22 protein-coding genes are annotated in these 24111 nt (G+C 63.4%); 19 read left to right on the top strand and 3 right to left on the bottom strand.

Annotated features, from left to right (window positions below; genetic code table 11):
- The first annotated feature begins 46 nt into the window (after positions 1 to 46).
- Positions 47 to 613, top strand: coding sequence for an elongation factor P hydroxylase (locus tag MA04_RS16170; protein WP_262461570.1), 567 nt, complete (start codon positions 47 to 49; stop codon positions 611 to 613).
- A gap of 333 nt (positions 614 to 946) precedes the next feature.
- On the opposite strand, the gene MA04_RS16165 is transcribed toward MA04_RS16170, so the two are convergent.
- Positions 947 to 1465 carry a DUF2062 domain-containing protein gene (locus MA04_RS16165; RefSeq protein ID WP_163124136.1) on the bottom strand — a complete coding sequence of 173 codons (519 nt, stop codon included), beginning with the start codon at positions 1463 to 1465 and terminating at the stop codon, positions 947 to 949.
- A 153-nt stretch (positions 1466 to 1618) separates the two neighbouring features.
- Between MA04_RS16165 and MA04_RS16160 the strand changes: the two genes are divergently transcribed.
- The 8 genes from MA04_RS16160 (at position 1619) to murB (ending at position 10007) form a co-directional block, all read left to right on the top strand.
- Positions 1619 to 3847 carry a DNA internalization-related competence protein ComEC/Rec2 gene (locus tag MA04_RS16160; RefSeq protein ID WP_262461567.1) on the top strand — a complete coding sequence of 743 codons (2229 nt, stop codon included), beginning with the start codon at positions 1619 to 1621 and terminating at the stop codon, positions 3845 to 3847.
- 63 nt (positions 3848 to 3910) lie between these two features.
- Entirely contained in the window at positions 3911 to 4546 is a 636-nt protein-coding gene (locus MA04_RS16155; protein ID WP_014995148.1) for a MotA/TolQ/ExbB proton channel family protein, read from the top strand.
- Entirely contained in the window at positions 4543 to 4968 is a 426-nt protein-coding gene (locus MA04_RS16150; RefSeq protein ID WP_163124140.1) for an ExbD/TolR family protein, read from the top strand. The genes MA04_RS16155 and MA04_RS16150 overlap by 4 nt, the downstream gene beginning before the upstream one ends.
- The gene (gene msbA / locus MA04_RS16145; RefSeq protein ID WP_163124142.1) at positions 4965 to 6713 is read left to right on the top strand and encodes a lipid A export permease/ATP-binding protein MsbA; all 1749 of its coding nucleotides are present in this window, start codon (positions 4965 to 4967) and stop codon (positions 6711 to 6713) included. The genes MA04_RS16150 and msbA overlap by 4 nt, the downstream gene beginning before the upstream one ends.
- Complete coding sequence (gene lpxK, locus MA04_RS16140; RefSeq protein ID WP_262461566.1) at positions 6706 to 7737, top strand: tetraacyldisaccharide 4'-kinase; 1032 nt, start codon at positions 6706 to 6708, stop codon at positions 7735 to 7737. The genes msbA and lpxK overlap by 8 nt, the downstream gene beginning before the upstream one ends.
- Positions 7734 to 8498, top strand: coding sequence for a 3-deoxy-manno-octulosonate cytidylyltransferase (gene kdsB / locus MA04_RS16135; protein ID WP_262461564.1), 765 nt, complete (start codon positions 7734 to 7736; stop codon positions 8496 to 8498). Before lpxK ends, kdsB begins: the two co-directional genes overlap by 4 nt.
- The gene (locus MA04_RS16130) at positions 8491 to 8976 is read left to right on the top strand and encodes a low molecular weight protein-tyrosine-phosphatase (protein ID WP_163124150.1); all 486 of its coding nucleotides are present in this window, start codon (positions 8491 to 8493) and stop codon (positions 8974 to 8976) included. The genes kdsB and MA04_RS16130 overlap by 8 nt, the downstream gene beginning before the upstream one ends.
- The gene (gene murB / locus MA04_RS16125; protein ID WP_262461562.1) at positions 8973 to 10007 is read left to right on the top strand and encodes a UDP-N-acetylmuramate dehydrogenase; all 1035 of its coding nucleotides are present in this window, start codon (positions 8973 to 8975) and stop codon (positions 10005 to 10007) included. The genes MA04_RS16130 and murB overlap by 4 nt, the downstream gene beginning before the upstream one ends.
- Positions 10008 to 10268: 261 nt before the next feature.
- Here murB and rne read toward each other — a convergent pair whose 3' ends face one another.
- Positions 10269 to 13643: a ribonuclease E gene (rne, locus tag MA04_RS16120; RefSeq protein ID WP_262461561.1), complete on the bottom strand. Its 3375-nt coding sequence runs from the start codon at positions 13641 to 13643 to the stop codon at positions 10269 to 10271.
- 874 nt (positions 13644 to 14517) lie between these two features.
- Between rne and MA04_RS16115 the strand changes: the two genes are divergently transcribed.
- Genes MA04_RS16115 through sppA form a run of 3 tightly spaced genes read left to right on the top strand, consistent with a single transcriptional unit; the run spans position 14518 to position 17163 of the window.
- Entirely contained in the window at positions 14518 to 15474 is a 957-nt protein-coding gene (locus tag MA04_RS16115) for an RluA family pseudouridine synthase (protein ID WP_163124156.1), read from the top strand.
- A gap of 38 nt (positions 15475 to 15512) precedes the next feature.
- Entirely contained in the window at positions 15513 to 16226 is a 714-nt protein-coding gene (locus MA04_RS16110; RefSeq protein ID WP_163124158.1) for an HAD-IA family hydrolase, read from the top strand.
- Complete coding sequence (gene sppA / locus MA04_RS16105; protein WP_163124161.1) at positions 16186 to 17163, top strand: signal peptide peptidase SppA; 978 nt, start codon at positions 16186 to 16188, stop codon at positions 17161 to 17163. Before MA04_RS16110 ends, sppA begins: the two co-directional genes overlap by 41 nt.
- 23 nt (positions 17164 to 17186) lie before the next feature.
- Here the strand turns inward: sppA and MA04_RS16100 are convergent, their stop codons facing one another.
- Positions 17187 to 17780, bottom strand: coding sequence for a Maf family protein (locus tag MA04_RS16100; RefSeq protein ID WP_163124164.1), 594 nt, complete (start codon positions 17778 to 17780; stop codon positions 17187 to 17189).
- 148 nt (positions 17781 to 17928) lie between these two features.
- Between MA04_RS16100 and MA04_RS16095 the strand changes: the two genes are divergently transcribed.
- The 7 genes from MA04_RS16095 to fabF all read left to right on the top strand — a co-directional run bounded on the left by MA04_RS16095 (position 17929) and on the right by fabF (position 24105).
- Positions 17929 to 18459: a YceD family protein gene (locus tag MA04_RS16095; protein ID WP_163124167.1), complete on the top strand. Its 531-nt coding sequence runs from the start codon at positions 17929 to 17931 to the stop codon at positions 18457 to 18459.
- 19 nt (positions 18460 to 18478) lie between these two features.
- A complete protein-coding gene (gene rpmF / locus MA04_RS16090) occupies positions 18479 to 18670 on the top strand; it encodes a 50S ribosomal protein L32 (RefSeq protein ID WP_014995069.1) in 192 nt (63 codons plus the stop codon).
- A 409-nt stretch (positions 18671 to 19079) separates the two neighbouring features.
- A complete protein-coding gene (gene plsX, locus MA04_RS16085; RefSeq protein ID WP_163124170.1) occupies positions 19080 to 20114 on the top strand; it encodes a phosphate acyltransferase PlsX in 1035 nt (344 codons plus the stop codon).
- A gap of 154 nt (positions 20115 to 20268) precedes the next feature.
- A complete protein-coding gene (gene fabD / locus MA04_RS16080; protein ID WP_163124173.1) occupies positions 20269 to 21195 on the top strand; it encodes an ACP S-malonyltransferase in 927 nt (308 codons plus the stop codon).
- A gap of 9 nt (positions 21196 to 21204) precedes the next feature.
- Positions 21205 to 21939, top strand: a complete 735-nt coding sequence (gene fabG / locus MA04_RS16075; RefSeq protein ID WP_163124176.1) for a 3-oxoacyl-ACP reductase FabG — start codon at positions 21205 to 21207, stop codon at positions 21937 to 21939.
- Between the two features lie 274 nt (positions 21940 to 22213).
- Positions 22214 to 22447: an acyl carrier protein gene (gene acpP, locus MA04_RS16070; RefSeq protein ID WP_014995065.1), complete on the top strand. Its 234-nt coding sequence runs from the start codon at positions 22214 to 22216 to the stop codon at positions 22445 to 22447.
- A 419-nt stretch (positions 22448 to 22866) separates the two neighbouring features.
- Positions 22867 to 24105, top strand: a complete 1239-nt coding sequence (gene fabF, locus MA04_RS16065; RefSeq protein ID WP_163124179.1) for a beta-ketoacyl-ACP synthase II — start codon at positions 22867 to 22869, stop codon at positions 24103 to 24105.
- The last annotated feature ends 6 nt before the right edge of the window (positions 24106 to 24111 follow it).

Raw genomic sequence — 24111 nt, 5'->3', positions numbered from 1 at the left:
GGAGCAGAGGCACGGGGCGGCTACCATACCGCAAAGCGCCGCCGGGATGTACCGCTCCGAAATCCTGGAAGAACTGTTCCGCGATATCTTTTATCCGCGCTATCACACTGTGCTGGAGGGCGGCGCCGAGGAGCCTGTTTATTTACCGGGTGAAGATGGAACGGGCGCCCCCCACCGCATTGTCTATAGCCGTGACTATTTCCGCAGCGCCCTGCACGAGGTGGCGCACTGGTGCGTGGCCGGCCGCCACCGCCGCACCCTGGAGGATTACGGCTACTGGTACGCGCCGGACGGCCGCGATGCCGCTCAGCAAAGCCTGTTTGCCCGGGTGGAGGCGTCGCCACAGGCGCTTGAAGCCTTGTTCTGTGCCGCCTGCGGCCATGATTTCCGCGTCTCCATGGACAACCTCAATGGTGACGAAGCCGCCCGGCGGCTGGAGGCCGCTTTCGCGGAGCAGGTGTACCGCCGGGCCCGGCGGTATCTCGAGGAGGGCCTGCCCGCGCGTCCGCTGGCCTGGTGCCAGGCTTTGGCGGTTTGTTTCAATACCGGTTGGAATGGCGGAGCGGAAAGTCTGGATCGGGTCTATATCTTTCCCGCCAGCGTGACGGAGTAGGCAGCGCGGCATCGCGGTCCATGGACCGCTGGTGCCCCACAGATTTTGATGACGCCTGCGAATCATGAATTGTCCATTGCCAACCTGCCTTGGAGATATGGATTCGGAGATGGCCACCGAGCTGCTGTGGGAGCTTGCCTGCAAGCGAATTGTTGGGGGGGCGGAAAGCACGATTCGCTTGCAGGCAAGCTCCCACAGCGGCTTCTTAGTCAGGTCTGTGGGAAGCGGCCTGGGCAGCGAATTGGCGTAGGAGTGGTCCACGACCACGATAATATCCTCTCCGGCCTACAGCACATCACCACGAAAGCTTACAGCCACCGCCGTGGCGCCGGGTTAGGGTTCGTTCACCGGCTTCCGGCGTTTTCTGGAGCGCAGCTTCCAGCTACGCACCACCGCCAGGCGCCAGAATACTTTCACCGCCCCATAGGAAAGCAGCCCGGCCACCAGGGCCACGATCAGTGAGCCGATCCACAGCGGAACCAGTTGCTGCAGGAACCAGGCGGTGGTGATGCCTTCGCCGTGATGGGGAGGAAGGCCCATCAGCCAGGCGCCGATACGGTAGTTGAAATAGAACACCGGAACATAGGTGAGCGGATTGGACAGCCAGACCAGCATCATCGACAGCGGCAGGTTGCAGTGGAAACGTACCGCCAGGAAGGCCGCCACGCCCATCTGCATGGGAATGGGCAACAGTCCGGTAAACACACCGATGAAAGCGGCGCCGGCCAGGGAATGCCGATTAATGTGCCACAGGTTCGGATCCGACAGGATCTCGCCAAGGAACTTCAGGGAGCGATGTCCACGAAGTTTCTCGGGGGAGGGCAGATATTTTCGGAATAACCGTTTCGGCATGGAAAGTCGAGAATCCGGTTCCAGGTGCGCGCATTATGCCGATGTGGGACGGTCGCGCCTAGTGTGCGTGATCCGCCCCGCCGCTTAGACAGTGTAGAACAGACAAACTGAACGGAAGCTGTCAACGCCAGGGGTTGGCGGCGGGGGGCAAGGATGCCTTGGTGGCGTATGGCCGCGGCGATGACGGCCGCGGTGTGGTACGGCCTGTTATGGCCAGTGGCGGTGGGATTAGTGCTGGCGCTGCTGGCCCGGCGCCGGGGTGGGTCCGCCGGGGATTGGTTGTGGCCGGCGCTGACCTATCTTTACGCCGTTGTGGCGCTGCAACTGGCTCTGGAGGCCCGTTTGCCGGAACACCTCAACGGCGAGGATCTGGTATTCGTGGGGCGAGTGGTGTCGTTACCGGAGACCCGCGGCGGTGTGCATTACGGTCAGGCCGGTATCAACCAGATCGCGCGGCTGGAAGGCCGGGTCAGTGCGCCGCGGAGCCGTTGGCCGGGACGGCATCGGCTGCGAGTGAGTTACTGGAATCCCGATCCGCCGCTGCGCGCCGGTGAATGGATACGGGCACGGCTGCGCCTGCATGTGCCTCGTGGTACCTATAACGAAGCCGGCTTTGATTCAGAACGCTATTTCCTGGCCGAGGGCATCGACGCCCGCGCCACGGTGCGGGCCGTGGAGGCGCGCTGGGGCAGTGGCGGCTTGCCGGGCTGGCGGCAGGCGGTCAGCGATCGGATCGCCGGCCATCTGGCGGCCAGCCCCCATGGCGCGGCGGTGGTGCCGGCCCTGGTGGTGGCCGATCGCCGTGGCTTGCCGGCGGCGTTGTGGGACTTGTTTCGGGATACCGGCACGGCGCACTTGCTGGCCATCTCCGGACTTCATCTGACCTTGGTGAGCGGCATGGTCTGGTGGCTGGCCAGGGTTCTGCTCGGTCCTCTCTGCCAGTGGCTGTGCGGGCCGTTGCGGCGGCTCCCGCTGGCGCTGCTGGCTTGGCCTCCGGCGGTGGCGGCGGCCTGGGGCTACGCCGCGCTGGCCGGTTTCAGCCTGCCCACCCAGCGCGCGGCCTTGATGATCTCGGTGTTGGCCCTGGCGGTATGTCGCCGCCGCCCAAGGCCGCCGCTGCAGATCCTTGCCCTGGCCCTGTGTGTAGTGCTTTTACGGGATCCGCTGGCGGCGTTGTCGGCCAGTCTGTGGCTGTCCTTCGGCGCGGTATTGGCGATCCTGCTGATCGCGCGGACGGGTGGGCCCTGGTTGTGGATCGGCCTGCCGTTGATGATGGGTGTGATCAGCGCGGTGCTGTTTGACAGTTGGCACTGGACGTCGCCGGTGGCCAACGCCGTGCTGGTACCCTTGTTCAGTCTGTTGATCGTGCCGTTGGCCTTGAGTGGCGCTTTATTGGATTGGCCGGCGCTGTCATTGGGGGCCGCCACCGGGGTGGAAGGCGCGGTGGCGCTGATGACGGTGCTGGCGCGGTTCACGCCGGGGACGCCGCCGCTGCTGACGGGGGTGGCGGCAGCGGCGCTGTTGCTGGCGGTGGCGCTGGCGACGCTGAGAGCCTGGCCCTGGCCGCGCCGCATGCTGCCGTTGCTGATGGTGCCCTGGCTGTGGCCGCAGAATACCGCGCCCCCGCCCGGACAATTGCGCATGACGGTATTTGATGTGGGGCAGGGCCAGGCGGTGGCGCTGCGCACCCATGAGCACCTGGTCCTGTACGATACCGGCCCGGCCTGGCCCGGTGGTTCCGCCGGCGCTGGCGTGCTGGAGCCGTGGCTGCGCCGCCAGCGGTTGCGGCCATCGATCACCGTCATCAGCCATGGCGACCTGGATCACGCTGGCGGCTTGAGGGACCTGCGCGAGCCGGGCTTGTTGCTGTCCGGCGAACCGGACCGTACCGTCGGCGCGGCACCTTGCCAGGCCGGGCAGAGCTGGACTCTGGACGGTGTGAGGTTTCGTTTTCTGTGGCCTCGCGACCGGGCCTGGCAAGGGAATGACGCCAGTTGTGTCCTGTGGGTCGAGGCCGGCCCGCACCGCGTGCTGCTGACCGGCGATATCACCCACCAGGTGGAATACCGATTGTTGAATCAGGTGGCGCCGGTGACCGTTCTGGTGCTGTCGCATCATGGCAGCGGCACCGGCACGTCACGGGCCTGGGTGTCGCGATTACAACCCCGTTGGGCGGTGGCTTCGGCCGGTTATGGCAACCGTTTCGGGCACCCGGCGCCGGCGGTGCTGGAGCGCCTGGAAGCGGCAGGCGTCACGGTTCTGCGCACCGACCGGGCCGGTATGATTGAGTTTCAATTGGGGGCCACCGATAATGCCGCGCCTATAACAAGGTGGCGTGACGATCATGGCCGGCCCTGGCATGGGCCCGGCGGTTTCTGGTAAGGGGGTTACCGGATTGGCCTGATGTCGCGGCGCGCCACCGCAACTGAGCAAGGGGATAATAACGTGCAGGAATTGGTGCAGTCCGGGGGCTGGATGATGCTCCCGATCCTGATCTGTTCGGTGGTGGCGCTGGCCATCGTGGCGGAACGGTTCTGGACTTTACGTCCGTCCCGGCTGGCGCCGGCGGGCACTCTGGCGGAAGTGCAGGGGTGGTTGAAGAAAGGGCAACTGTCCGATGAGCGGCTGGAAACCTTGAAATCGCAGTCCGCCCTCGGTGTGATTCTGGCGGCGGGGCTGGCCAATGCCCGCCATGGCCGCGAGATCATGAAGGAGAGTATTCAGGAGGCGGCCACCGGGGTGGTCCACGACCTCGAGAAGTATCTGGCGACGCTGGGCTCGGTCGCCGCCATCACACCCTTGCTGGGCCTGCTTGGCACGGTGGTGGGCATGATCGACGTGTTCGCCGCGATCATGATTCACGGCACCGGCGACGCGGCCCAGCTTGCCGGTGGTATTTCCCAGGCCCTGCTGACCACCGCCGGCGGCCTGGTGGTGGCGATTCCGGCGATTTTCTTCCACCGTTTCTTTGTGCGCCGGGTGGAGGAGATCACCGTCGGGCTGGAACAAAACGCGGTGCATCTGGTCGATCTGGTGCACGGTGACCGCGAGCCGGAGCAGGGGCAAGGAGCGAAGTCGTGAAATTCCCACGGCCCCGGCAGGAAGAAATCAGCGTCAACCTGACGCCGTTGATCGATGTGGTGTTTTTGCTGTTGATTTTCTTCATGGTATCCACCACCTTCACCCGCGAAACGCAGTTGTCGCTGACTCTGCCGGAAGCGCAGGGCACACCGCCGGAACAGGCGCCCCGGGCGGTGGAAATTCTGGTGTCGTCGGCGGGTGAGTATGTGATCAACGGCGAAAAACTGATCGATAACAGCGACGCCGGCCTGCGTTCCGCATTGTTGCGGCTGGGCCAGGACAAAACCGAGTGGCCCATGTTGATCACCGCCGACGCCTACGCCAGCTATCAGGCGGTGGTGACCGTGATGGACGTGGCGGGCCAGCTAGGCTTTGATAAGCTGTCGCTCACTACACGTGAAGCCGCTGAAGAGGGCCAATGAGCCAACAATCGGAAAGTGCATGGCAAACGTATAAACGACTGCTGGGCTATGTAAAACCTCACTGGTTTCTGTTACTCGCCAGTTTTTTCGGCTATGCCATCTATGCCGGCACCCAGGCCGCCGCCGCTCAACTGGCCGGCTATCTGGGTGAAACCGTGCTGGATCCACAGCCTTACCGGGTGCTGGTGGTGTCCATCGCGCCACTGATCATCGCCCTGGCTCAGGGCCTCGGGCAGTTCCTTGGCAGTTACACCCTGGCCTGGGTGGCCCAGGAAATCGTCTATTTCATGCGTAATGAAGTGTTTGGCCATGTGCTGCGGCTGCCTCAGTCGGAGTACAACAACAATGCTTCCGGCCGCATCATGTCCAAGATCATCTTCGATGCTCAGCAGGTGACCAGCGCCGGCACCGACGCGGTGATGGTGATTTTCCGGGAAGGACTGACGGTGATCGGGCTGATGGCGTTCCTGTTCTATCAGAACTGGAAACTGACGCTGATTCTGCTGGTGGTGGCGCCGGTGATCGGCCTGGTGGTGAACGTCACCAGTAAACGGTTCCGCCATATCAGCCGCCGCATTCAGTCGTCCATGGGTAACATCACCCAGTTTCTCGGTGAAGCCATCGAGGGCAATCAGGCGGTGAAGATTTTTGGTGGTCAGAAACTGGAAGGGGACCGCTTTCACAGTGTCAGCCGCCGGTTCGCGCGCCAGAACACCAAGCTCAATGCCAGTAAGATCGCCTCCACGGTGATTGTGCAACTGTTCGTGGCGGTGGGTATTGGCGCCATCACTTATTTGTATATCACGATGATGGGCGAGCAGCTTACCGTGGGCGGTTTCCTGTCCTACATCGCCGCCGCCGGCATGGTGCAGAAACCGCTCAAGCAGCTCACCGACGTCAACGTCAAGATCCAGCGTGGCGTTACCGGCGCCGCCTCCTTGTTTGAATTGATGGACCGTCCGGTGGAGCAGGACCTGGGACAGCTGACACTGCCGCGCACCGAGGGTAACGTGGAGTTCCGCGATGTCACCTTCGGCTACGACCCGAATCAGCCGGTGCTGCGTAATCTCAGTTTCTCCATTCGCAGCGGTGAGACGGTGGCGCTGATTGGCCGCTCCGGCGCCGGCAAGAGCACCATCTCCGCCATGCTCCCCCGGTTCTTCGATCCGGACCAGGGCTCGGTGCTGCTCGATGGCGTGCCGCTGCCGGACTACAAGTTGGCGGAATTGCGCCATCAGATCGCCATGGTGAGCCAGAAAGTGGTGCTGTTTAACGATACCGTGCGCAACAACATCGCCTATGGCGAGATGCGCGATGCCGACGAGGCAGCGGTGGAGCAGGCCGCCCGTAACGCCTATGCCTGGGATTTCATTCAGGGCCTGGACAAGGGCCTGGACACCATGGTCGGCCAGGACGGTGCTCAGCTTTCCGGTGGCCAGCGCCAGCGCGTGGCCATCGCCCGGGCGTTGCTCAAGGACGCCCCGATCCTGATTCTGGATGAGGCCACCAGTGCGCTGGACACGGAATCGGAACACCATATCCAGAAGGCGCTGGAACGTCTGATGGAAGGCCGTACCACCCTGGTGATCGCGCACCGCCTGTCCACTATTGAGAAAGCGGACCGTATTCTGGTGCTGGATCAGGGCCAGTTGATTGAACAGGGCACTCACGCCGAGCTGTTGGAAAAGAATGGACTCTACACTCAACTCTACAAGATGGATTTCGCCGACGACGTTAATGACTGATTTTGCCCGCCGCGTGGAGCGGGGCTGGTATCAAGGCAGCCCCTGGCTGACGCCGCTACGCCCTCTGGGGTGGCTGGTGGGGCGGGTGGCCGGGCGCCGTCTGGCTGCCTTCCGACGGCAGCGGACAGTGCCGCCGGTGCCGGTGCTGGTGGTCGGCAATGTCACCGTCGGTGGCACCGGCAAGACCCCGCTGGTGGTGGCTCTGGCGCAGCGCGCCAGCGAGCGTGGCCTCAGCGTGGTGGTGATCTCCCGGGGCTATGGTGGCAAGGCCGGCCGATACCCGATGACCGTGACACCGTCCAGCGACCCGGCGGTGGTCGGCGATGAGCCACTGTTGATTGTGCGCCGGGCCGGGGTGCCGGTGGTGCTGGATCCGCGCCGCGACCGTGCCTTGAACTATGTGGTGCGTGAGCTGGCACCGGACCTGGTGATCAGTGACGATGGCCTGCAGCATTATGCCTTGCCCCGTTCCGCCGAGATCGTGGTGATCGATGCCCGCCGGGGGCTCGGCAATGGCCGCTGCCTGCCCGCCGGCCCGCTGCGAGAACCGGCCAGCCGTCTTGATCAGGTGGATTTTCTGGTGGCCAATGGCGGCGTCTGGCCGCGGGCCGTCACCATGCATCTCAAACCCGGTAAACTGACCCGTCTGAGCGATGGGCTGACCCTGGACGGGGAGGCGTTCCGGGAGCGCTTTGGCGCCGTGCACGGCGTTGCCGGTATTGGCCATCCGGAGCGTTTCTTTCGTTCCCTGGCGGTACTGGGGCTGGCGGTGACGCCGCATGCGTTTGCCGACCACCATGCTTTTAAACCCGAGGATCTGGCGTTCGCCGATGGTCGCCCGGTGGTGATGACCGAGAAAGACGCGGTGAAATGCCAGGGCTTCGACAATACCCGTCTATGGATGCTGCCGGTGCGGGCCGCCTTGCCGGAAACGGTGCTGGACGCCATGATCGACCGCGCATTGAATCCGGGGGCGGCGCCGTCCGCAGCGGCGCTGGAATCCGTCGAGAAGGAGAGAGAATGAGTTTTTCCGTGGTGGTGCCGGCCCGCTATGCGTCGGCGCGTCTGCCGGGCAAGGCGTTGGCGGATCTGGCCGGTAAGCCGATGGTGTTGCGGGTGGCGGAGCGCTGCCTGCTCAGCGCCGCCGGGCAGGTGTGGGTGGCCACCGATGATCCGCGTATCGCCGATGCCGTGGGCGAATGCTGTCCGGTGGTGATGACGCGGCCGGACCATCCATCCGGTACCGATCGTTTGCAGGAAGTGGTGACGCAACTGGGGCTCGCCGACGACGACATCATCGTCAATGTGCAGGGGGACGAGCCCCTGATTCCGCCGGAGGTGATCAATCAGGTGGCGGAAAATCTGGCCGCCAATCCGGATTGTCAGATGGCCACGTTATGCGAGCCGATCACCGCCGCCGGGGACCTGTTCAGCGCGGACATTTGCAAGGTGGTGTTCGACAACCGTGGCCGCGCCCTGTATTTCTCGCGGGCGCCGATTCCCTGGGATCGCACCGCGTTCGCCAAGGATCGAGAGCAGCTTGGTGACGGGGAATGGTGGCGGCACATTGGTATCTATGCCTACCGTGCTGGTTTTCTGCACCAGTTCGTCAACTGGCCGCCGGCGCCGCTGGAGAAACTGGAATCCCTGGAACAATTGCGGGCACTGGCTAATGGCGCGGCGATTCATGTGGCGCCGGCCTGCAAGGACGTGCCCGGTGGCGTGGATACGCCGGAGGATCTGGAACGCATGCGGACTCTGCTGCGGGGAGGGGCGCATGACTGATGCTGACAAGCCGGCGGTATTGTTCGTTTGTCTGGGCAATATCTGCCGTTCGCCCACCGCCGAGGCGGTATTCCGCCAGCGGGTGGCCTCGGCGGGGCTGAACGGCCAGTTGGAGATCGACAGCGCCGGCACCGGTGACTGGCACATCGGCCGGGCCCCGGACCGCCGTGCCGCCGCCGCCGCGGCCCGGCGCGGTTACGTCATGGATGAACTGCGTGCCCGTCAGATCACGGTGGATGACTTTCACCGTTTCGACCTCATTCTGTGCATGGACCACAGCAACTTCCACGATGTCTCCGAACTGGCGCCGGCCCGTAGCCGCGCACGGGTGGTCCGTTTCCTGGAAGTGCTGGGGGAGGGCGAGCCGGAAGAAGTGCCGGACCCCTATTACGGTGGTGAAGACGGCTTCGATCAGGTGCTGGATCTGGTGGAACGGGCCAGCGAGCTGTGGCTGGAACAGTTGCGGGCATCGCTGTGATCGACACCGATGTGGATCTGAGCACCGCCAATACCCTGGCCCTGCCGGCCCGCGCCGAGCGGCTGGCCCGTCCCGCCGATGTGGATGAACTGGCCCGAGTGTTGACCGGGCGCGGGGCGGACCCGCTGTTCGTACTCGGTGGTGGCAGCAACCTGGTGCTGACCGGGGATTTGCCCGGCCTGACCGTGATGCCGGTTTTCGACGAGGTAAGCTACCGGCAGGTGGATGAGGACCGGGCCCTGGTGCGGGTTGGCGCGGGCGTGGTCTGGGACCGGCTGGTGGCGGACACCATCGCCGCCGGCTGGCAGGGTCTGGAAAATCTCTCCCTGATTCCCGGCAATGTCGGCGCGGCGCCATTCCAGAACATCGGTGCCTACGGTGTGGAGCTGGCGGACGTGGTATCGACGGTGGAAGCGGTGTCGGTGGAAGACGGCAGCAACATCAGCTTCGATGCCGACCAGTGCGAATTCGCCTATCGGGACAGCCTGTTCAAGAGCCGCTGCCGGGGTGAATTCATTATTACCCACCTGACTTTGAAGCTGCGTCGTGGCAGCGACTGCCGATTGGACTCTTTCCGATTGGACTATGGCGGGCTGGCGGAGCGGCTCGAAGGAGACGGGCCGGTGACGCCGGCGCGGGTGCGCGAAGCCGTCATCGCGTTGCGCCAAAGCAAACTGCCGGATCCGGCGAAGCTGCCCAACGCTGGCAGTTTTTTCAAGAATCCGGTGGTCTCCCCGAAGCACTATCAGCGGCTTCTGCAGCGCGATCCAGAACTGGTTTCTTTCCCAGTGGAAGAAGGCCGTAAGCTCGCCGCCGGCTGGCTCATCGAGCGCAGCGGCTGGAAGGGCCGCCGTCTTGGCCCGGTGGGCATGCACGACCAGCAGGCGCTGGTACTGGTGAATCATGGTGGCGCCACCGCCGTTGATGTATTGAGTCTCGCGGCGGCGGTTAGGGAAGACGTGCGGCAGCGCTTCGGCGTGGAGCTGGAACAGGAGCCGGTGTTGATGCCGGGAGCCATTGGTGTCCCGTAATTTCAGGAGAGTCTGACGCTCTGGCTTGTGAATTTCCGCAATGCCATATCGGCAGGTGCTGGGAACACTAATTCAGAGAGGGCTATGAAGCCGCTGTGGGAGCTTGCCTGCAAGCGAATCTTGGTGCCCGGAAGCCCATTCGCTTGCAGGCAAGCTCCCACAGCGGCTTCGTAGCCAGGGTCACCGCCGTCCATGGCGGTCATAAAAAAGCCCTCGCCGGTAACCCGGCGAGGGCTTTTTCATGCCTGAAGGATCAGGGCATCAGTCGCCGGTGCTGGCGTCCTTGGCGCTGTCCGCCGCGGCGGCCGCCTGCTGTTGCTGACGACGGCGCTGGCGCGGGTCATTGCTGGCCCGGCCTTGCGGAGCGGCGGTCGGCGCTTGAGGCGCGGCTTCGGAGCCGGTGCCTTTGGCGTCGCTCGCCGGTGCCGGCTGTTCCGGGCTGACTGCCGGCTTTGCTGCTTCCACCGGTTTGCTGTCTGCCTCCGGCTTGGCGTCGTCCGTGGGGGACGTTTCGGCCGTCGGTTCCGCTTTCGGCTCAGCTTTCTGTTCCGTTTTCGGTTCAGCGGCCGGCGCTGCCGGTTTCGGCTGCTCGGCTTCGGCCGGCTTGCTGTCCTCGGTTTTTTCCGGCGCTTTCTCCGCGGCCTTGACTGAAGCAGGGGCTGGCTCAACCACCGGTTGCGGTTTTTCCGCCGCCGGTTTTTCTTCTACCGGTTTGCCCATCGGTTCCGGTTGCGTGGCCGGGCCGCTGTTGGTGTGTTCCGGCTCGGACGCTTGCGGCTTGGTCTCGGCCTGGGCCTGGGCCGCGGCCTGGCGGTTACGCTGGCGCGGATCGTTACCGGCACGCCGTACCGGCTGCTCTTCCGCTTCGGCGGAGGCTACCGGTTGCTCGTCCCGGGCCGGCGCTTCGGCGGCGGGCTTTGGCGCTTCCTGCTTGGTTTCCTGTTCCGGCTGCTGCGGCTTGCTCACGGGCTCGCCATGCTGCTGCCGGGAGGTGTCCTTTTGTTGCTCCGCCGGAGCCTCTTGAGCTGGTTTGGCCTGAGCCGGTGCCTGGTCGGCTTGCATATTGCCTTCGCCACCTTCCTGGGCCGGAACCAGCTTGGCCTTGGGCGGACGACTGTCGCCGCGTTCCTGATCGCGTCCCGGCGTATTGTCTTCGCTGGTCATCAACGGCGGTTGAACCGCAGCGCCGCCCTTGCCGACGTCCAGCTTGTTGTCCGCCTGGGACTCATCACGGCCGGCGTTTTGCTGGCGCTGATCATTGCGGCGCTGGTCGTTGTCCCGTTGCGCAGCGGCCTTGTTGCCGTCGTTGCGGGGCTCTTCCTTGTGCTGCTGGTCCTTGCGCTGCTGGGTGTCGCCACTGCTTTGCTGCTGAGAGTTTTGCTGTTGAGCGTCCTGCTGCTGAGCTTTGCGGTCGTCCTGGCTCTTGCGCGGCCGTTCGCGTTCGCGCAGCGGGCGATCATCCTTGGCTTCCTGGCGGCGGTTGGCTTTGGGGCCTTCGCCGCGACGTTCCTGACGTCCCTGGCTGTCATTCGCCTTGGCATCAGTGGCCTTGGTATCGCTGGACTTGGCGTCGCTGGATTTATTGTCCGTGCTCTTGTTGTCCGAGGAACGGTCGCCACCGCGGTTGCGCCCGCGGCGGTTATTGCCGCCGCCGGCGTTGTCACCGTCGCGCCCCTCCGCCTTGTTGCGGTTGCGATTCTGGTTGCCACGGTTACCACGACGGTTATCGTCCTGCTGCTCCGAGTCATCCCGCCGGTTGCGATTATTGCGGTTGTTGCCCCGCTCCGGCTGACGGCGGCCACGCTCTTTGTCGCGGTTGCCGCGCTGGTCACGGTTTTGCGGAGCGCGCTCCTGCTGGCGGCGTCCGTCTTTCTGGCCGCCCTTGGATTCCTGTTTCTGTTCCTGGCCGGCACCGCCACCGAACACGGCAGCGAACCAGCCCAGCAGTCGGGCGAACAGGCCGGGAGTGCTTTCGGCCGCCGGTGCGGGTGCAGGTGCCGCGGCCGCCGGTTGCGCCTTGGGTGTTGGCGGGGCGGTGTCCGGAGTGATCAGCTTGACCGCCGGCTCCTGGGGTTTCGCCGGGGCTTCCTGGGTATTGGTGACGGGCTCCTCGGCGCTGTTGTCCACCAGTTCCAGCTCGTGGCTGGTCTGCGATTTGACTTGATCGTCGCGGATCCGCTCGACCAGGAAGTGGGGCGTTTCCAGGTTCGGGTTGGGAATCACCACTACCCGGGCGTTATGCGCGGTTTCGATATCGCGTAGCACGGGACGTTTTTCGTTGAGCAGGAAGGTGCCCACGGCCACCGGCACCTGGGCCTGGATTTCGCCGGTGCGCTCCTTCATCACCTCTTCTTCGATCAGGCGCAGGATGCTCAGTGCCAGGGACTTCACGTCACGGATATGGCCCTGCCCATTACAGCGCGGGCAGACGATGCTGGAGGTCTCACCGAGGCTGGGACGCAGTCGCTGACGGGACAGTTCCAGCAGACCGAAGCGTGAAATACGGCCGAGCTGAATACGGGCGCGGTCCGCTTCCAGGGCGTCGCGCATGCGATTTTCCACTTCGCGCTGATTACGGGCCGGCCCCATATCGATGAAGTCCACCACGATCAGGCCGCCGATATCCCGCAGACGCAGTTGCCGGGCGATCTCGTCGGCGGCTTCCAGGTTGGTCTGCAGGGCGGTTTCCTCGATGTCCGCGCCCTTGGTGGCACGGGAGGAGTTGATGTCGATGGACACCAGCGCTTCGGTGGGATCGATAACGATGGAGCCGCCGGAAGGCAGTTTCACTTCCCGTTCGAACGCGGTCTCGATCTGGGATTCGATCTGGAAACGGGAGAACAGCGGGATCTCCTCGTTATAGAGTTTGATCTTGTGCTTGTAGTCGGCCATCACCTGCTGGACGAAGGCCTGGGCTTCCTCGAACACCTTCTCGGAGTCGATCAGCACCTCGCCGATGTCCTTGCGCAGGTAGTCGCGGATGGCGCGGATGATGACATTGGATTCCTGATAGATCAGGAACGGGGCTTTGCGGGACTGCGATGCTTCGGAAATGGAATCCCACAATTTGAGCAGGTAATCCAGGTCCCATTGCAGTTCCTCGGCGCCACGGCCGAGACCGGCGGTGCGCACGATCACGCCCATTTCGTCGGGCAGTTTGAGGCTGGCCAGGGCTTCCTTGAGCTGCTGCCGTTCCTCGCCCTCGATACGGCGGGAAATGCCGCCGGCGCGCGGGTTGTTGGGCATCAGCACCAGGTACCGGCCGGCCAGGCTGATGAAGGTGGTCAGGGCGGCGCCTTTGTTGCCACGCTCTTCCTTGTCCACCTGGATGATCACTTCCTGACCTTCCTTGATCACATCCTTGATATTGATGCGACCCTGGATGTCCTTGGGATCCTTGGTGAAGTACTGACGGGAAATTTCCTTCAGCGGCAGAAAACCATGGCGTTCGGCGCCGAAGTCCACGAAAGCGGCTTCAAGAGAGGGTTCAATGCGAGTGATCTTGCCTTTGTAGATATTGGCTTTTTTCTGCTCGCGGGAGCGGTGTTCGATATCCAGGTCATAAAGACGCTGGCCGTCCACCAGGGCCACCCGAACCTCTTCGGGATGGGCGGCGTTGATCAACATACGTTTCATTGTGCTACCACGTTGTTTCGTGGCGGCATGCAGCGGGCCGGCTTGGTGCCGGTATCAGACCCTGACCCTGAACGAGAAAAAGCCGCGCAGGCATTGACGTCACGTGTTACGGCGCTTTGAGGCGCGGAGACGACGGTGATGATTCTGCCTGTTCGCTACTCTTTCTCCTCCGGATATAGGAAGTCGTTCCGTTGGTGTTGCGCCGGGGATGTCATGCCCCGTGGTTGTGCTTCACGCTGTGCCCGGCGCCTGGATTTGCTTGGCGCCGGACCGGGTAAACTTTGGTTTGTCTGTATACCGGTTCTCTGTCTTCAGCCTGGCTGCAGTCCGCCTGTTTAGGTTGTCGGCAACCTGCCGGGCATTGATGCGGCCCGGGAGGTCATGCTGCAGCGTCGCGCTCCGGTGGGAGTTCTCGCGACGTCATCATGGTCGGGCGGGGCGGGCGGTCTGATCTTGACGGCGAATGGTCGCTGCGCGTCGCCGTTGGCCTGCCGCGGCCGACATGAGTCTGTCATCAGCGTTCCGATCGCGCATCGGAGGCCATCTTTTCACGGTAACCGGGCGCAACGAGCGTCTCTGATTGGGTGGGCGGGCACGGGAAGCGGCAAGGATAAATGTTTCCGGGGGCGCCCTGACTTGACCCGATAGGGGAGCAGGGTGCCGGCCCGGGCCGCCCGTCATGCTCACGGGACCACCGGCTTCACTGTTCGCGCCCCGCTATCCGTAAATATGAGTAATGGGCGGACACAACGATCGTAAAGCTGTTGCCAGACAAGGCACTATAGCAACAAAACCGCAATAAGATCAATCTGATGGCGCTGTCGGGCTGGCGGGGCAATTGACCTGCGCGGGGGCTGAGGTCAGAATCCCCCGCATGTCCGAGACCCCCTCCGCCGACCGCGTTTCCTTCGTCACCATTGATGAAGGGCGTGACGGTCAACGCCTGGATAACTTCCTCATCACGCACCTCAAGGGCGTGCCGCGTTCCCGTATCTACCGGATCATCCGTTCCGGCGAGGTGCGGGTGAACAAAAAACGCGCCAAACAGACCACCCGCCTGGCGAATGGTGACATCGTGCGGGTTCCGCCGATCCGCACCGCCGAGTCCGAGGCGCCGCCGAAAGTCAGCGGCGCTCTGGCGGAGCGGCTTTCCCGCACCCTTATTTATGAAGACGAGCACTTGTTCATCTTCAACAAGCCGGCGGGGCTTGCGGTGCATGGCGGCAGCGGCGTTAGCCTCGGCCTGATCGAGGCGCTGCGGGTGCTCTATCCGGAAGAGCGGGAGCTGGAGTTGGTGCACCGGCTCGACCGGGACACCAGCGGCTGCATCATGGTGGCGCGCCGGCGCAGTTTTTTGCGCCGATTGCAGCGATTGATGCAGCAGGGCGGCGTGGAAAAGCGCTACTGGCTGTTATGCCAGGGCTTCAAGGGCAAGGAGCGCCGTATCGAGGCGCCGTTGCTCAAATTGATGCAGGGAAACGAGCGGGTGGTGCGTGTGTCCCGGGAGGGCAAGCCCTCGGTCACCGACTTCCGGCTGCTCGAGCGGCTCGGCGGTGTCAGCCTGGTGGAAGCCACTCTGGGCACCGGGCGCACCCACCAGATCCGCGTACACAGTCAGTTCGGCGGCTTCGCGCTGTTGGGGGATGACAAGTACGGCAACGATCAGGGTGACCGGCTGCTTGGGGAACTTGGCGTACGTCGTTTGTGTCTGCATGCTCATAGCCTGACCTTTCGGCATCCGCTCAGTGAGCGTCGGGTGCGGGTGGAGGCTCCCCTGGACGAGGATTTCGAGTCGATCCTGGCGGCGCTGCGGCGCCGCTCCCGATCCTGATCCTGCAGTGAAGTAAGGCTACCCGAGGCACTGGCAACATGAGCTACGATCTGGTGATTTTCGACTGGGACGGCACGGTGATGGATTCCACCGCCCGCATCGTCACCTGTATGCATGATGCCGCCCGTGATCTTAGCCTGCCGGCGCTGGAGGATGAGCAGGTGCGCGGCATCATCGGCCTCGGCCTGCCGGAAGCGATCCTCACTTTGTACCCCTTTCTGGACGAAGTCATGGTGACCACCATGCGCGAACGGTATGCTCATCATTTCGTATTGGCGGAGCGTTCCCCCAGCGTGCCTTATCCGGGTGCTCGCGATACCTTGCTGGCGCTGCGTGAGCAGGGTATGCAATTGGCGGTCGCCACCGGCAAGTCGCGCAAGGGGTTGGACCGGGTCTGGACCAACACCGGCCTGGGTGCCTTGTTTCACGCCTCCCGCTGCGCCGATGAAAGCCGCTCCAAGCCGCATCCGGCCATGGTGCTGGAGTTGCTGGAGGAGTTGAGGGTGGCGCCGGAACGGGCGCTGATGGTGGGGGACACCACCTTTGATCTGGATATGGCCGAGGCCGCCGGGGTTGACCGGGTGGCGGTCAGCTATGGCGCTCATACGCCGGAGCGCCTGCGCCAGCGGAGTCCGCGGGCGATGATCGATGCTTTGCCACAGTTGCTGCCCCTGATCGGGGTAGGGGTAACCACGCGAGGAGCAGATGTAGATGGATTCGAATCAACCGCCGTCCCAGCCGCAAGGCAGTGATAAAGAGTGGAAGCTGATTGAGAAGCTGCTGGGACAGGCCCAGGCGGAGCAGCGTAAAAGTCGCCGCTGGGGCATTTTCTTCAAGACGCTGACCTTTATTTACCTGTTCGTCGTTCTGTTCATGTTGATTCCCGGCCGCGATGGCGCTTTGGCTGTTTCCGAGTCCCATGTGGCGGTGGTGGATGTGGACGGCGTCATCAGTGCTGACAGCGAGGCCTCGGCGGACCTGATCAGTGCCGGTCTGCGAGAAGCGTTCAAAGCGGATAACGCCAAGGCGGTGTTGCTGCGCATCAACAGTCCCGGCGGTTCACCGGTGCAATCCAATCAGGTTTACAACGAGATCCGGCGGCTGCGCGAGAAATATCCGGAGAAAAAGGTCTATGCGGCGATCACCGACACCGGTGCCTCAGGGGCCTACTATATTGCCTCGGCCGCCGATGATATCTACGCCGATCCGGCCAGCATCGTCGGCTCCATCGGCGTGATCATGGCCGGGTTCGGTCTGCAGGAAGCGGCGGAGAAACTGGGCGTGGAGCGCCGTGTCTACACCGCCGGTGAGAACAAGGACCTGATGGATCCGTTCGCGCCGGTCAATCCGGCCCATCGCCAGCACGTGCAGGAGATGCTGGATGAAATTCACCAGCAGTTCATTGCCGCGGTGAAACAGGGGCGCGGTGACCGCTTGCGGGTGGAAGGCCATCCGGAATTGTTCTCCGGTCTGTTCTGGACCGGTGAGCGGGCTCTGGATTTGGGGCTGATCGACGGTCTCAAGAGCCCAGGCCAGGTGGCCCGCGATGTCATCGGAGTTGATAAGCTGGTGAACTACACCTACAGCCCGTCCCCGGTGGAGCAGTTGCTGCAGCGCTTCGGCGTTTCCATCGGCAAGGGGCTGGGTAGCAGTCTGGGGCTGGAGCAGTACCTGCCGGATCTGCGTTGATAAGGGGCGTCCGGCGTCCGGCGTCAGGGCAGGCTGACGCCTTCCGCGGCCAGGAAGTCGGTCAACAGGATCAGCGGCAGCCCTACCAGGGCGTTGGGGTCCCGGCCTTCCAGCGCCTTGAACAGGACGATGCCGAGTCCCTCGGACTTGAAGCTGCCGGCGCAATTGAACGGTTTTTCATTGTCCACGTAGCGACGGATGCGGTCCTGGTCCAGAGTGCGGAAATGCACGGTGAAGTTTTCGCAGCCGCTTTGATGGCGGCCGGTGGCGCTGTTATACAGGCACAGGCCGGTATGAAACACCACGCTGCGGCCACTGGCGTTGGTTAGCTGGGTGATGGCGTTGTCCCGGTCGCCGGGTTTGCCGAGAATGGCGCCGTCCAGCACACACACCTGGTCGGAGCCGATGATCAGCGCGTCGGGATGGTCGGCGGCCAGGGCCCGGGCTTTCAGCCGGGCCAGGCGAAGTACCAGCTCGGTGGCGCTTTCGCCGGGCAGGGCGGATTCGTCGATGTCCGGACTGGCGACGGTGAAAGGCAGCCCCAGTTTGCCCAGCAGCTCACGGCGAAACGGAGAGGAAGAGGCCAGAATCAGAGTCGGCTGAGTGTCATTCACCATGGTCTCCTCGGTTTTCAAAGCAGCGAGTGTAAAAGAGGTGGGTGTGGCAGTGCACGAAAAATCCAAATTTCTCAGATGGTTAGGTACCGGCCGCTGGCGTGATTTTCGCTTTGACAGCGCCGCGGCGCGGGCCTAGAATTGCGCGCTTATGTTTTCAGGGCAACTGCCACCGTACCTGGAACCGCGCAAGTTCGCGGACCAGGAGCGCGTCATCGAGGGCGAAGCTCGGGTTGGGGATCTTCCCCGGCTGCGGGAATATCGCGAGAGCCAGGACCAGCCGGTCCGGGTGTCGCTGGCTTTTGGCCGCGACGAGGACGGGCACCGGTGCGTTCGGGGCCAGGTGGAAACCACGTTGGTGTTGATTTGCCAGCGTTGCCTTGAACCCGTGCACCAGCGGATCCTCGCCAATGTGGACCTGACCATGGTCTGGAGCGAGGAGCAGGCAAAGGCATTGCCCGCGCACCTGGATCCTCTGCTGGTCACCGAAGAGCGCCTGCCGTTGGCGGCTGTGCTCGAGGAAGAGCTGCTATTGGCAATGCCACTGGTGGCGCTGCATGATCAATGCCCGAATCCGCTGCCGGATACCCGCGACGATGGGGAAGACGGCGAGGGCCGGGACAAAGACAATCCGGATAACCCCTTTGCCGTGCTGGCCCAGCTCAAGGGTCGCCGCAAGTAACACGCCGAGGAGCTCGACAATGGCTGTTCAACAGAATCGCAAAACCCGTTCCAAGCGCGGTATGCGTCGTTCCCACGATGCGCTGTCCGCCGCCACGCTGACCGAAGACAGCAACACCGGTGAAGTGCATCGCCGTCACCACATCTCTCCGGACGGCATGTACCGCGGCCGCCAGGTTCTGCGCACCGCGGACCTGGACGAAGAAGAATAAGTCGAACGGCGCCCGTCACCCGGTTATATCCGGCGTCTGACGGGCGCCGTTTTTCGTTCTGGGGCACTGGTCTGTGTCCGGCCTTTACCTTGGTCGGATTAGGAGTATTCTGGGTGCCGCCATGCCTGAGAGCCTGTTCATGATCTTTACGCCACCGCGTTGCTGCTGGAAAAGCCGCCAGACGGCGTTGCGGACTGCAGGCTCTGGTGGTTCCAAAGTCAAAGGCCGCAGCGTCGTCTGGCGGCTTTTCCAGCGCAACCCGAAGGGTCGGGCTCCTTTTGCCGCCAGACCGCGATTACGCTTGTTTATGTAGAATGACTACACTGCACAATCGGAATCACGGCCTGACGACAAAATGAACTCCGGCGCGGTGGTGTAAAGATTATGAACAGGCTCTAAGGAAATGGTCATGTCAGACGTGACTCTGGCGGTGGACGCCATGGGGGGGGATCACGGGGTACCTGTCACCGTTCCCGCCGTCAGCCGTGCGCTTTCCCGTCATTCCAGTCTCCATATCATTCTGGTCGGTAATCCCGATGTTCTGGCGCCGGCGCTGGCCAAGGCCGGTCTCGAGGGCCACGCCCGTGTTTCCATCGAGCCCGCTTCCGAAGTGGTGGCCATGGATGACCCGGTGGCGGTGGCGCTGCGCCAGAAAAAAGATTCCTCCATGCGGGTGGCCATCAATCTGGTCAAGGAAGGCCGTGCCCAGGCCGCGGTCAGCGCCGGCAATACCGGTGCCCTGATGGCGGTCAGCCGCTTCGTGCTGAAAACCCTTCCCGGCGTCGACCGTCCCGCCATCTGCACCGCCATTCCCTCCGCCAAGGGCCATTGCCACATGCTGGATCTGGGCGCCAATGTGGACTCCCAGCCCGAGCATCTGTTGCAGTTCGCGCAAATGGGGCAGGCGGTGGTCCGCGCCGTTGACGGGCTGAGTCAGCCGCGGGTGGCGCTGCTCAACATCGGTGAAGAGGACATCAAGGGCAACGAGCAGATCAAGGAGGCCGCCGCCCTGATGCAGGCCGCCGAGGACCTCAACTATGTGGGGTTCGTCGAAGGCAATGGCATCTTCCTCGGTGACGTGGACGTGGTGGTCTGCGATGGCTTCGTCGGTAACGTGTCATTGAAAACCATGGAAGGCGTGGCCAACATGATCGGCGGGATGATCCGTGAGGAGATCGGCCGGTCCTGGTGGCGCAAGCTCAGCGGCCTGTTTTCCCTGCCGGTGTTGAATGGCCTCAAGCGCCGCATGGATCCGGAGCGCTACAATGGCGCCAGTCTGGTGGGGCTTAATGGCGTGGTGGTGAAAAGCCATGGCGGCACCGGCGAAGCCGGCTTTACCAGTGCCCTGGAAGTGGCGCTGCTGGAAGCCCGCCGCAACGTGCCGGCACTGATCCGTGACGCCGTGGCGCCGCTGGTCCAGGCCTCCGAACAGCCCGCATCCTGACGGATGCCGCGCCGACGCCATTCATACTTTGTTGCAGCCCGGAACGGACAAGCCGGGCGGGTAAAGGCATACTGCCGCCAAATCCAATAACCCGACGTCCGGGGCGGGCTCTCGCGGAGTCCCACCGGCCGTCCTTCGCGAATCAGGGAAACGCATGTCAAAAACCGCTTTCGTTTTTCCCGGTCAGGGCTCGCAGAGCCTGGGTATGCTGGCCGATTTCGCCGATCACACCGCCGTGCGCCAGGCCTTCCAGGAAGCTTCCGGCGCCCTCGACATGGACCTCTGGGAATTGGCCCAGAATGGCCCCGAGGCCAACCTCAATCGCACCGAGAATACTCAGCCGTTGTTGCTGACCGCCGGTGTCGCCCTGTGGAAGGAGTGGGAGCAAAGCGGTGGCCCGCGCCCGGCGCTGCTGGCCGGGCACAGCCTGGGTGAATACACCGCGCTGACCTGTGCCGGAGTGATCACCCTGGGTGACGCGGTGCGCCTGGTGCGCACCCGCGGCGAGTTGATGCAACAGGCGGTGGCGGAAGGCGAGGGCGCCATGGCGGCGATCCTCGGTCTGGACGACGATCAGGTGCGCCGGGCCTGTGCCGAGGCCGCTCAAGGCGAAGTGGTGGAGGCGGTCAACCTCAACGCCCCCGGTCAGGTGGTGATCGCCGGCCAGGGTAGCGCCGTGGAGCGCGCCATTGCTGCCTGCAAAGCCGCTGGCGCCAAGCGCGCCATGCCGCTGCCGGTGAGCGTGCCTTCTCACTGTGCGCTGATGAAGCCGGCCGCTGAAGCGTTGGCGGAACGCCTCGCCCAGGTCCGTTTCCACGCCCCGGAACTACCCGTGATCAATAACGCGGACGTGGCCCGGGAAACCGATCCGGAGGCGATCCGCAGTGCCCTGATCCGGCAGCTGTACTCCCCGGTACGCTGGGTGGAAACGGTGCAGGCTCTGGCCGCCGATGGCGTGACCACACTGTACGAATGCGGCCCCGGCAAGGTACTGTGCGGCCTGACCAAACGTATTGACCGGGGACTGGACGCCAAGCCCCTGGAATCCCTGGACGCCTTTCAGGCGGCTTTGAACGGTTGAGGACGCCCCATGAGCGACGAACGTAAAGTGGCCCTGGTCACCGGTGCCAGCCGCGGCATCGGCAAAGCCATCGCCGAGAACCTGGTGAACGCCGGTTTCTTTGTGGTCGGTACCGCCACCAGCGAGAATGGCGCCAAGGCCATTGCCGACACCCTCGGAGAGAACGGTGACGGCGCGGTGCTGAATGTGTCCGATGACGCTTCGGTGGAGACGGCGATCAAGGCCATCGTGGAAAAGCACGGCGCGCCTCTGGTGCTGGTGAACAACGCTGGCATCACCCGTGACAACCTCATGTTGCGGATGAAGAGCGACGAATGGATGGATGTGATCAACACCAACCTGAATTCGCTGTACCGGGTCACCAAGGCCTGCATCAAGGGCATGACCAAGGCCCGTTGGGGCCGGGTGATCAATATCAGTTCCGTGGTGGGGACCATGGGCAACGCCGGCCAGGCCAACTATGCCGCGGCCAAAGGCGGTGTGGAGGGCTTTACACGGGCTCTAGCCCGCGAGCTGGGCTCGCGTAACATCACGGTGAATTCGGTGGCGCCGGGCTTTATCCAGACCGACATGACCGATGTTCTGCCCGAGGCCCAGCGCGATGCGCTGCTGCGGGAGATCCCCCTGGGCCGCCTCGGCAGTCCCGATGAAGTGGCCAGCGCGGTAGCGTGGTTGGCCGGTGACGGTGGTGGCTATGTGACGGGTACCACGGTCCACGTTAACGGTGGCATGTTCACCGGGTAGGGACAAATCCTCCGGAAACCGCTAAGCTGCCGGTTCCGGTTGGAATGCGCCGGCCCTTCGGGGCTGGTTTACGCAATGGATTCGCCCGGGCCGCTGCTTCAGGGTGGCCCCCGTCGAGATGGCGTTACCGTCTCCACGGTGGGTGGGGTTCAACATATTTGGAAACGTATCCGTGAAAACGGGCACCGGCGGCGGCTTGCAAGCGCAAATCGCGTTCACCTAGAATAGCCGCTCATAGGTGCTTGCACACCATTAATAGGAGAGTAATAGGATCATGAGCAGCATCGAAGAACGGGTCCAGAAGATCATTGTCGAGCAATTGGGCGTTAAGCCGGAAGACGTGAAATCCGAATCTTCCTTCGTGGAAGACCTGGGCGCCGATTCCCTGGACACCGTTGAACTGGTAATGGCCCTCGAGGAAGAATTCGAGACCGAAATCCCCGACGAAGAAGCTGAAAAGATCAGCACCGTACAAGCAGCCGTGGACTACATCAAAGCCCACAGCTGATTTCGGTCGTAACGCTGCGCTAAGGAAAACCGCAGGCTCTGTACGGGCTTGCGGTTTTTTTGTGATCACCGTCCATGGTGATCACCCTGCGGGCCGTCGCCGGGGCGACGTCAAAAATCGCTCCGGGCGATTTGTTTGTGATCACCATCCATGTGATCACCCCGCGGGCTGTTGTTGGGGATGACGTTAAAAATCGTTCCCGGCGATTTGTTTGTGACCGCCATCCGTGGTGGTTGTGCTGCGTTTGTTAGTGTTGGAGATATGAAGTCGCGCTGTATTCGCGAGCAGGCTCGCTTCCCACAGAGAGCGCTACGGAGCTGCTGTGGGAGCTGCCCTGGCAGCGAATCGGTACGCTATAATCCGAGGGCGCCGGCGCTGACAGGTCCGGCCCCGGAATCGTCATTTTGGGAGGAATACAGGTGACACGACGTCGAGTAGTGGTAACCGGCCTGGGTATGCTCACGCCCCTGGGCGCCGATGTGAACAGTACCTGGGAGGGCATCAAGGCGGGCCGTAGCGGCATTCGCCCGATTGAGCACTTCGACACCTCGGATTTCTCCACCAAATTCGCCGGCCTGGTACCGGATTTTGAACTGGGTGATTACCTGTCCGCCAAGGAAGGCCGAAAAATGGACCTGTTCGTCCAGTACGGCATGGTGGCGGCGATCCAGGCCATTGGCGATGCCGGCCTGGATATGGACAAGGAAGACGGCGAGCGCATCGGCGCCGCCATCGGTTCCGGCATCGGCGGTCTCACCAATATCGAAGAGAACCACCGCAAGTTGCTGGATTCCGGCCCGCGCAAGCTGTCTCCATTCTTCGTGCCCAGCACCATCATCAATATGATCGCCGGTAACCTGGCCATCATGTACGGCTTCAAGGGCCCGAACTTCGCCACCGTATCCGCGTGCACCACCGGCACCCATAACATTGGCTTCGCTGCCCAGCAGATCCAGTTGGGCCTCGCCGACGTGATGATCGCCGGCGGCGCGGAAAAAGGCTCCACGCCGCTGGGCATGGGCGGTTTTGCCGCGGCGCGGGCGCTGTCTTCCCGCAATGATGATCCTCAGGCGGCCAGCCGGCCCTGGGACCGCGAGCGCGACGGCTTCGTGCTTGGCGACGGCGCCGGTGCCGTGGTGCTGGAAGAATACGAACGGGCCAAGGCCCGCGGTGCCACTATTTACGCCGAACTGGTCGGCTACGGTATGAGCGATGACGCCTACCACATGACCGCGCCGTCTGAAAACGGCGCCGGCGCCGCGTTGTCCATGCGTAACGCTTTGCGTGACGCCGGGATGGACGCCGGTGAAGTGGATTACATCAATGCCCACGCCACCTCCACCAAGCTGGGCGATCTGGCCGAACTGAACGCGGTGAAGCAGGTGTTCGGCGAGCACGCCGACAAGCTGGCGGTGAGTTCCACCAAGTCCATGATCGGCCACCTTCTGGGGGCCGCCGGTGCCGTGGAAGCGATCCTCTGTCTATTGGCCATGCGTGACAATGTGGCGCCGCCGACCATCAATCTGAACGATCCGGATGACGGCTGTGATCTGAACCTGGTGCCCAATCAGGCCCAGGACCGGCAGATCGACGTCGCCTTGTCCAATTCCTTCGGCTTCGGCGGCACCAACGGCACCCTGCTGTTCCGCCGCGTCTGAGCGGAG

Origin of the sequence: Alloalcanivorax balearicus MACL04 (genome assembly GCF_025532145.1) — a bacterium.
GTDB lineage: Bacteria > Pseudomonadota > Gammaproteobacteria > Pseudomonadales > Alcanivoracaceae > Alloalcanivorax > Alloalcanivorax balearicus.
The sequence above is the reverse complement of the archived record's forward strand: the minus strand, read 5'-3'. Positions and strand labels throughout refer to the sequence as shown.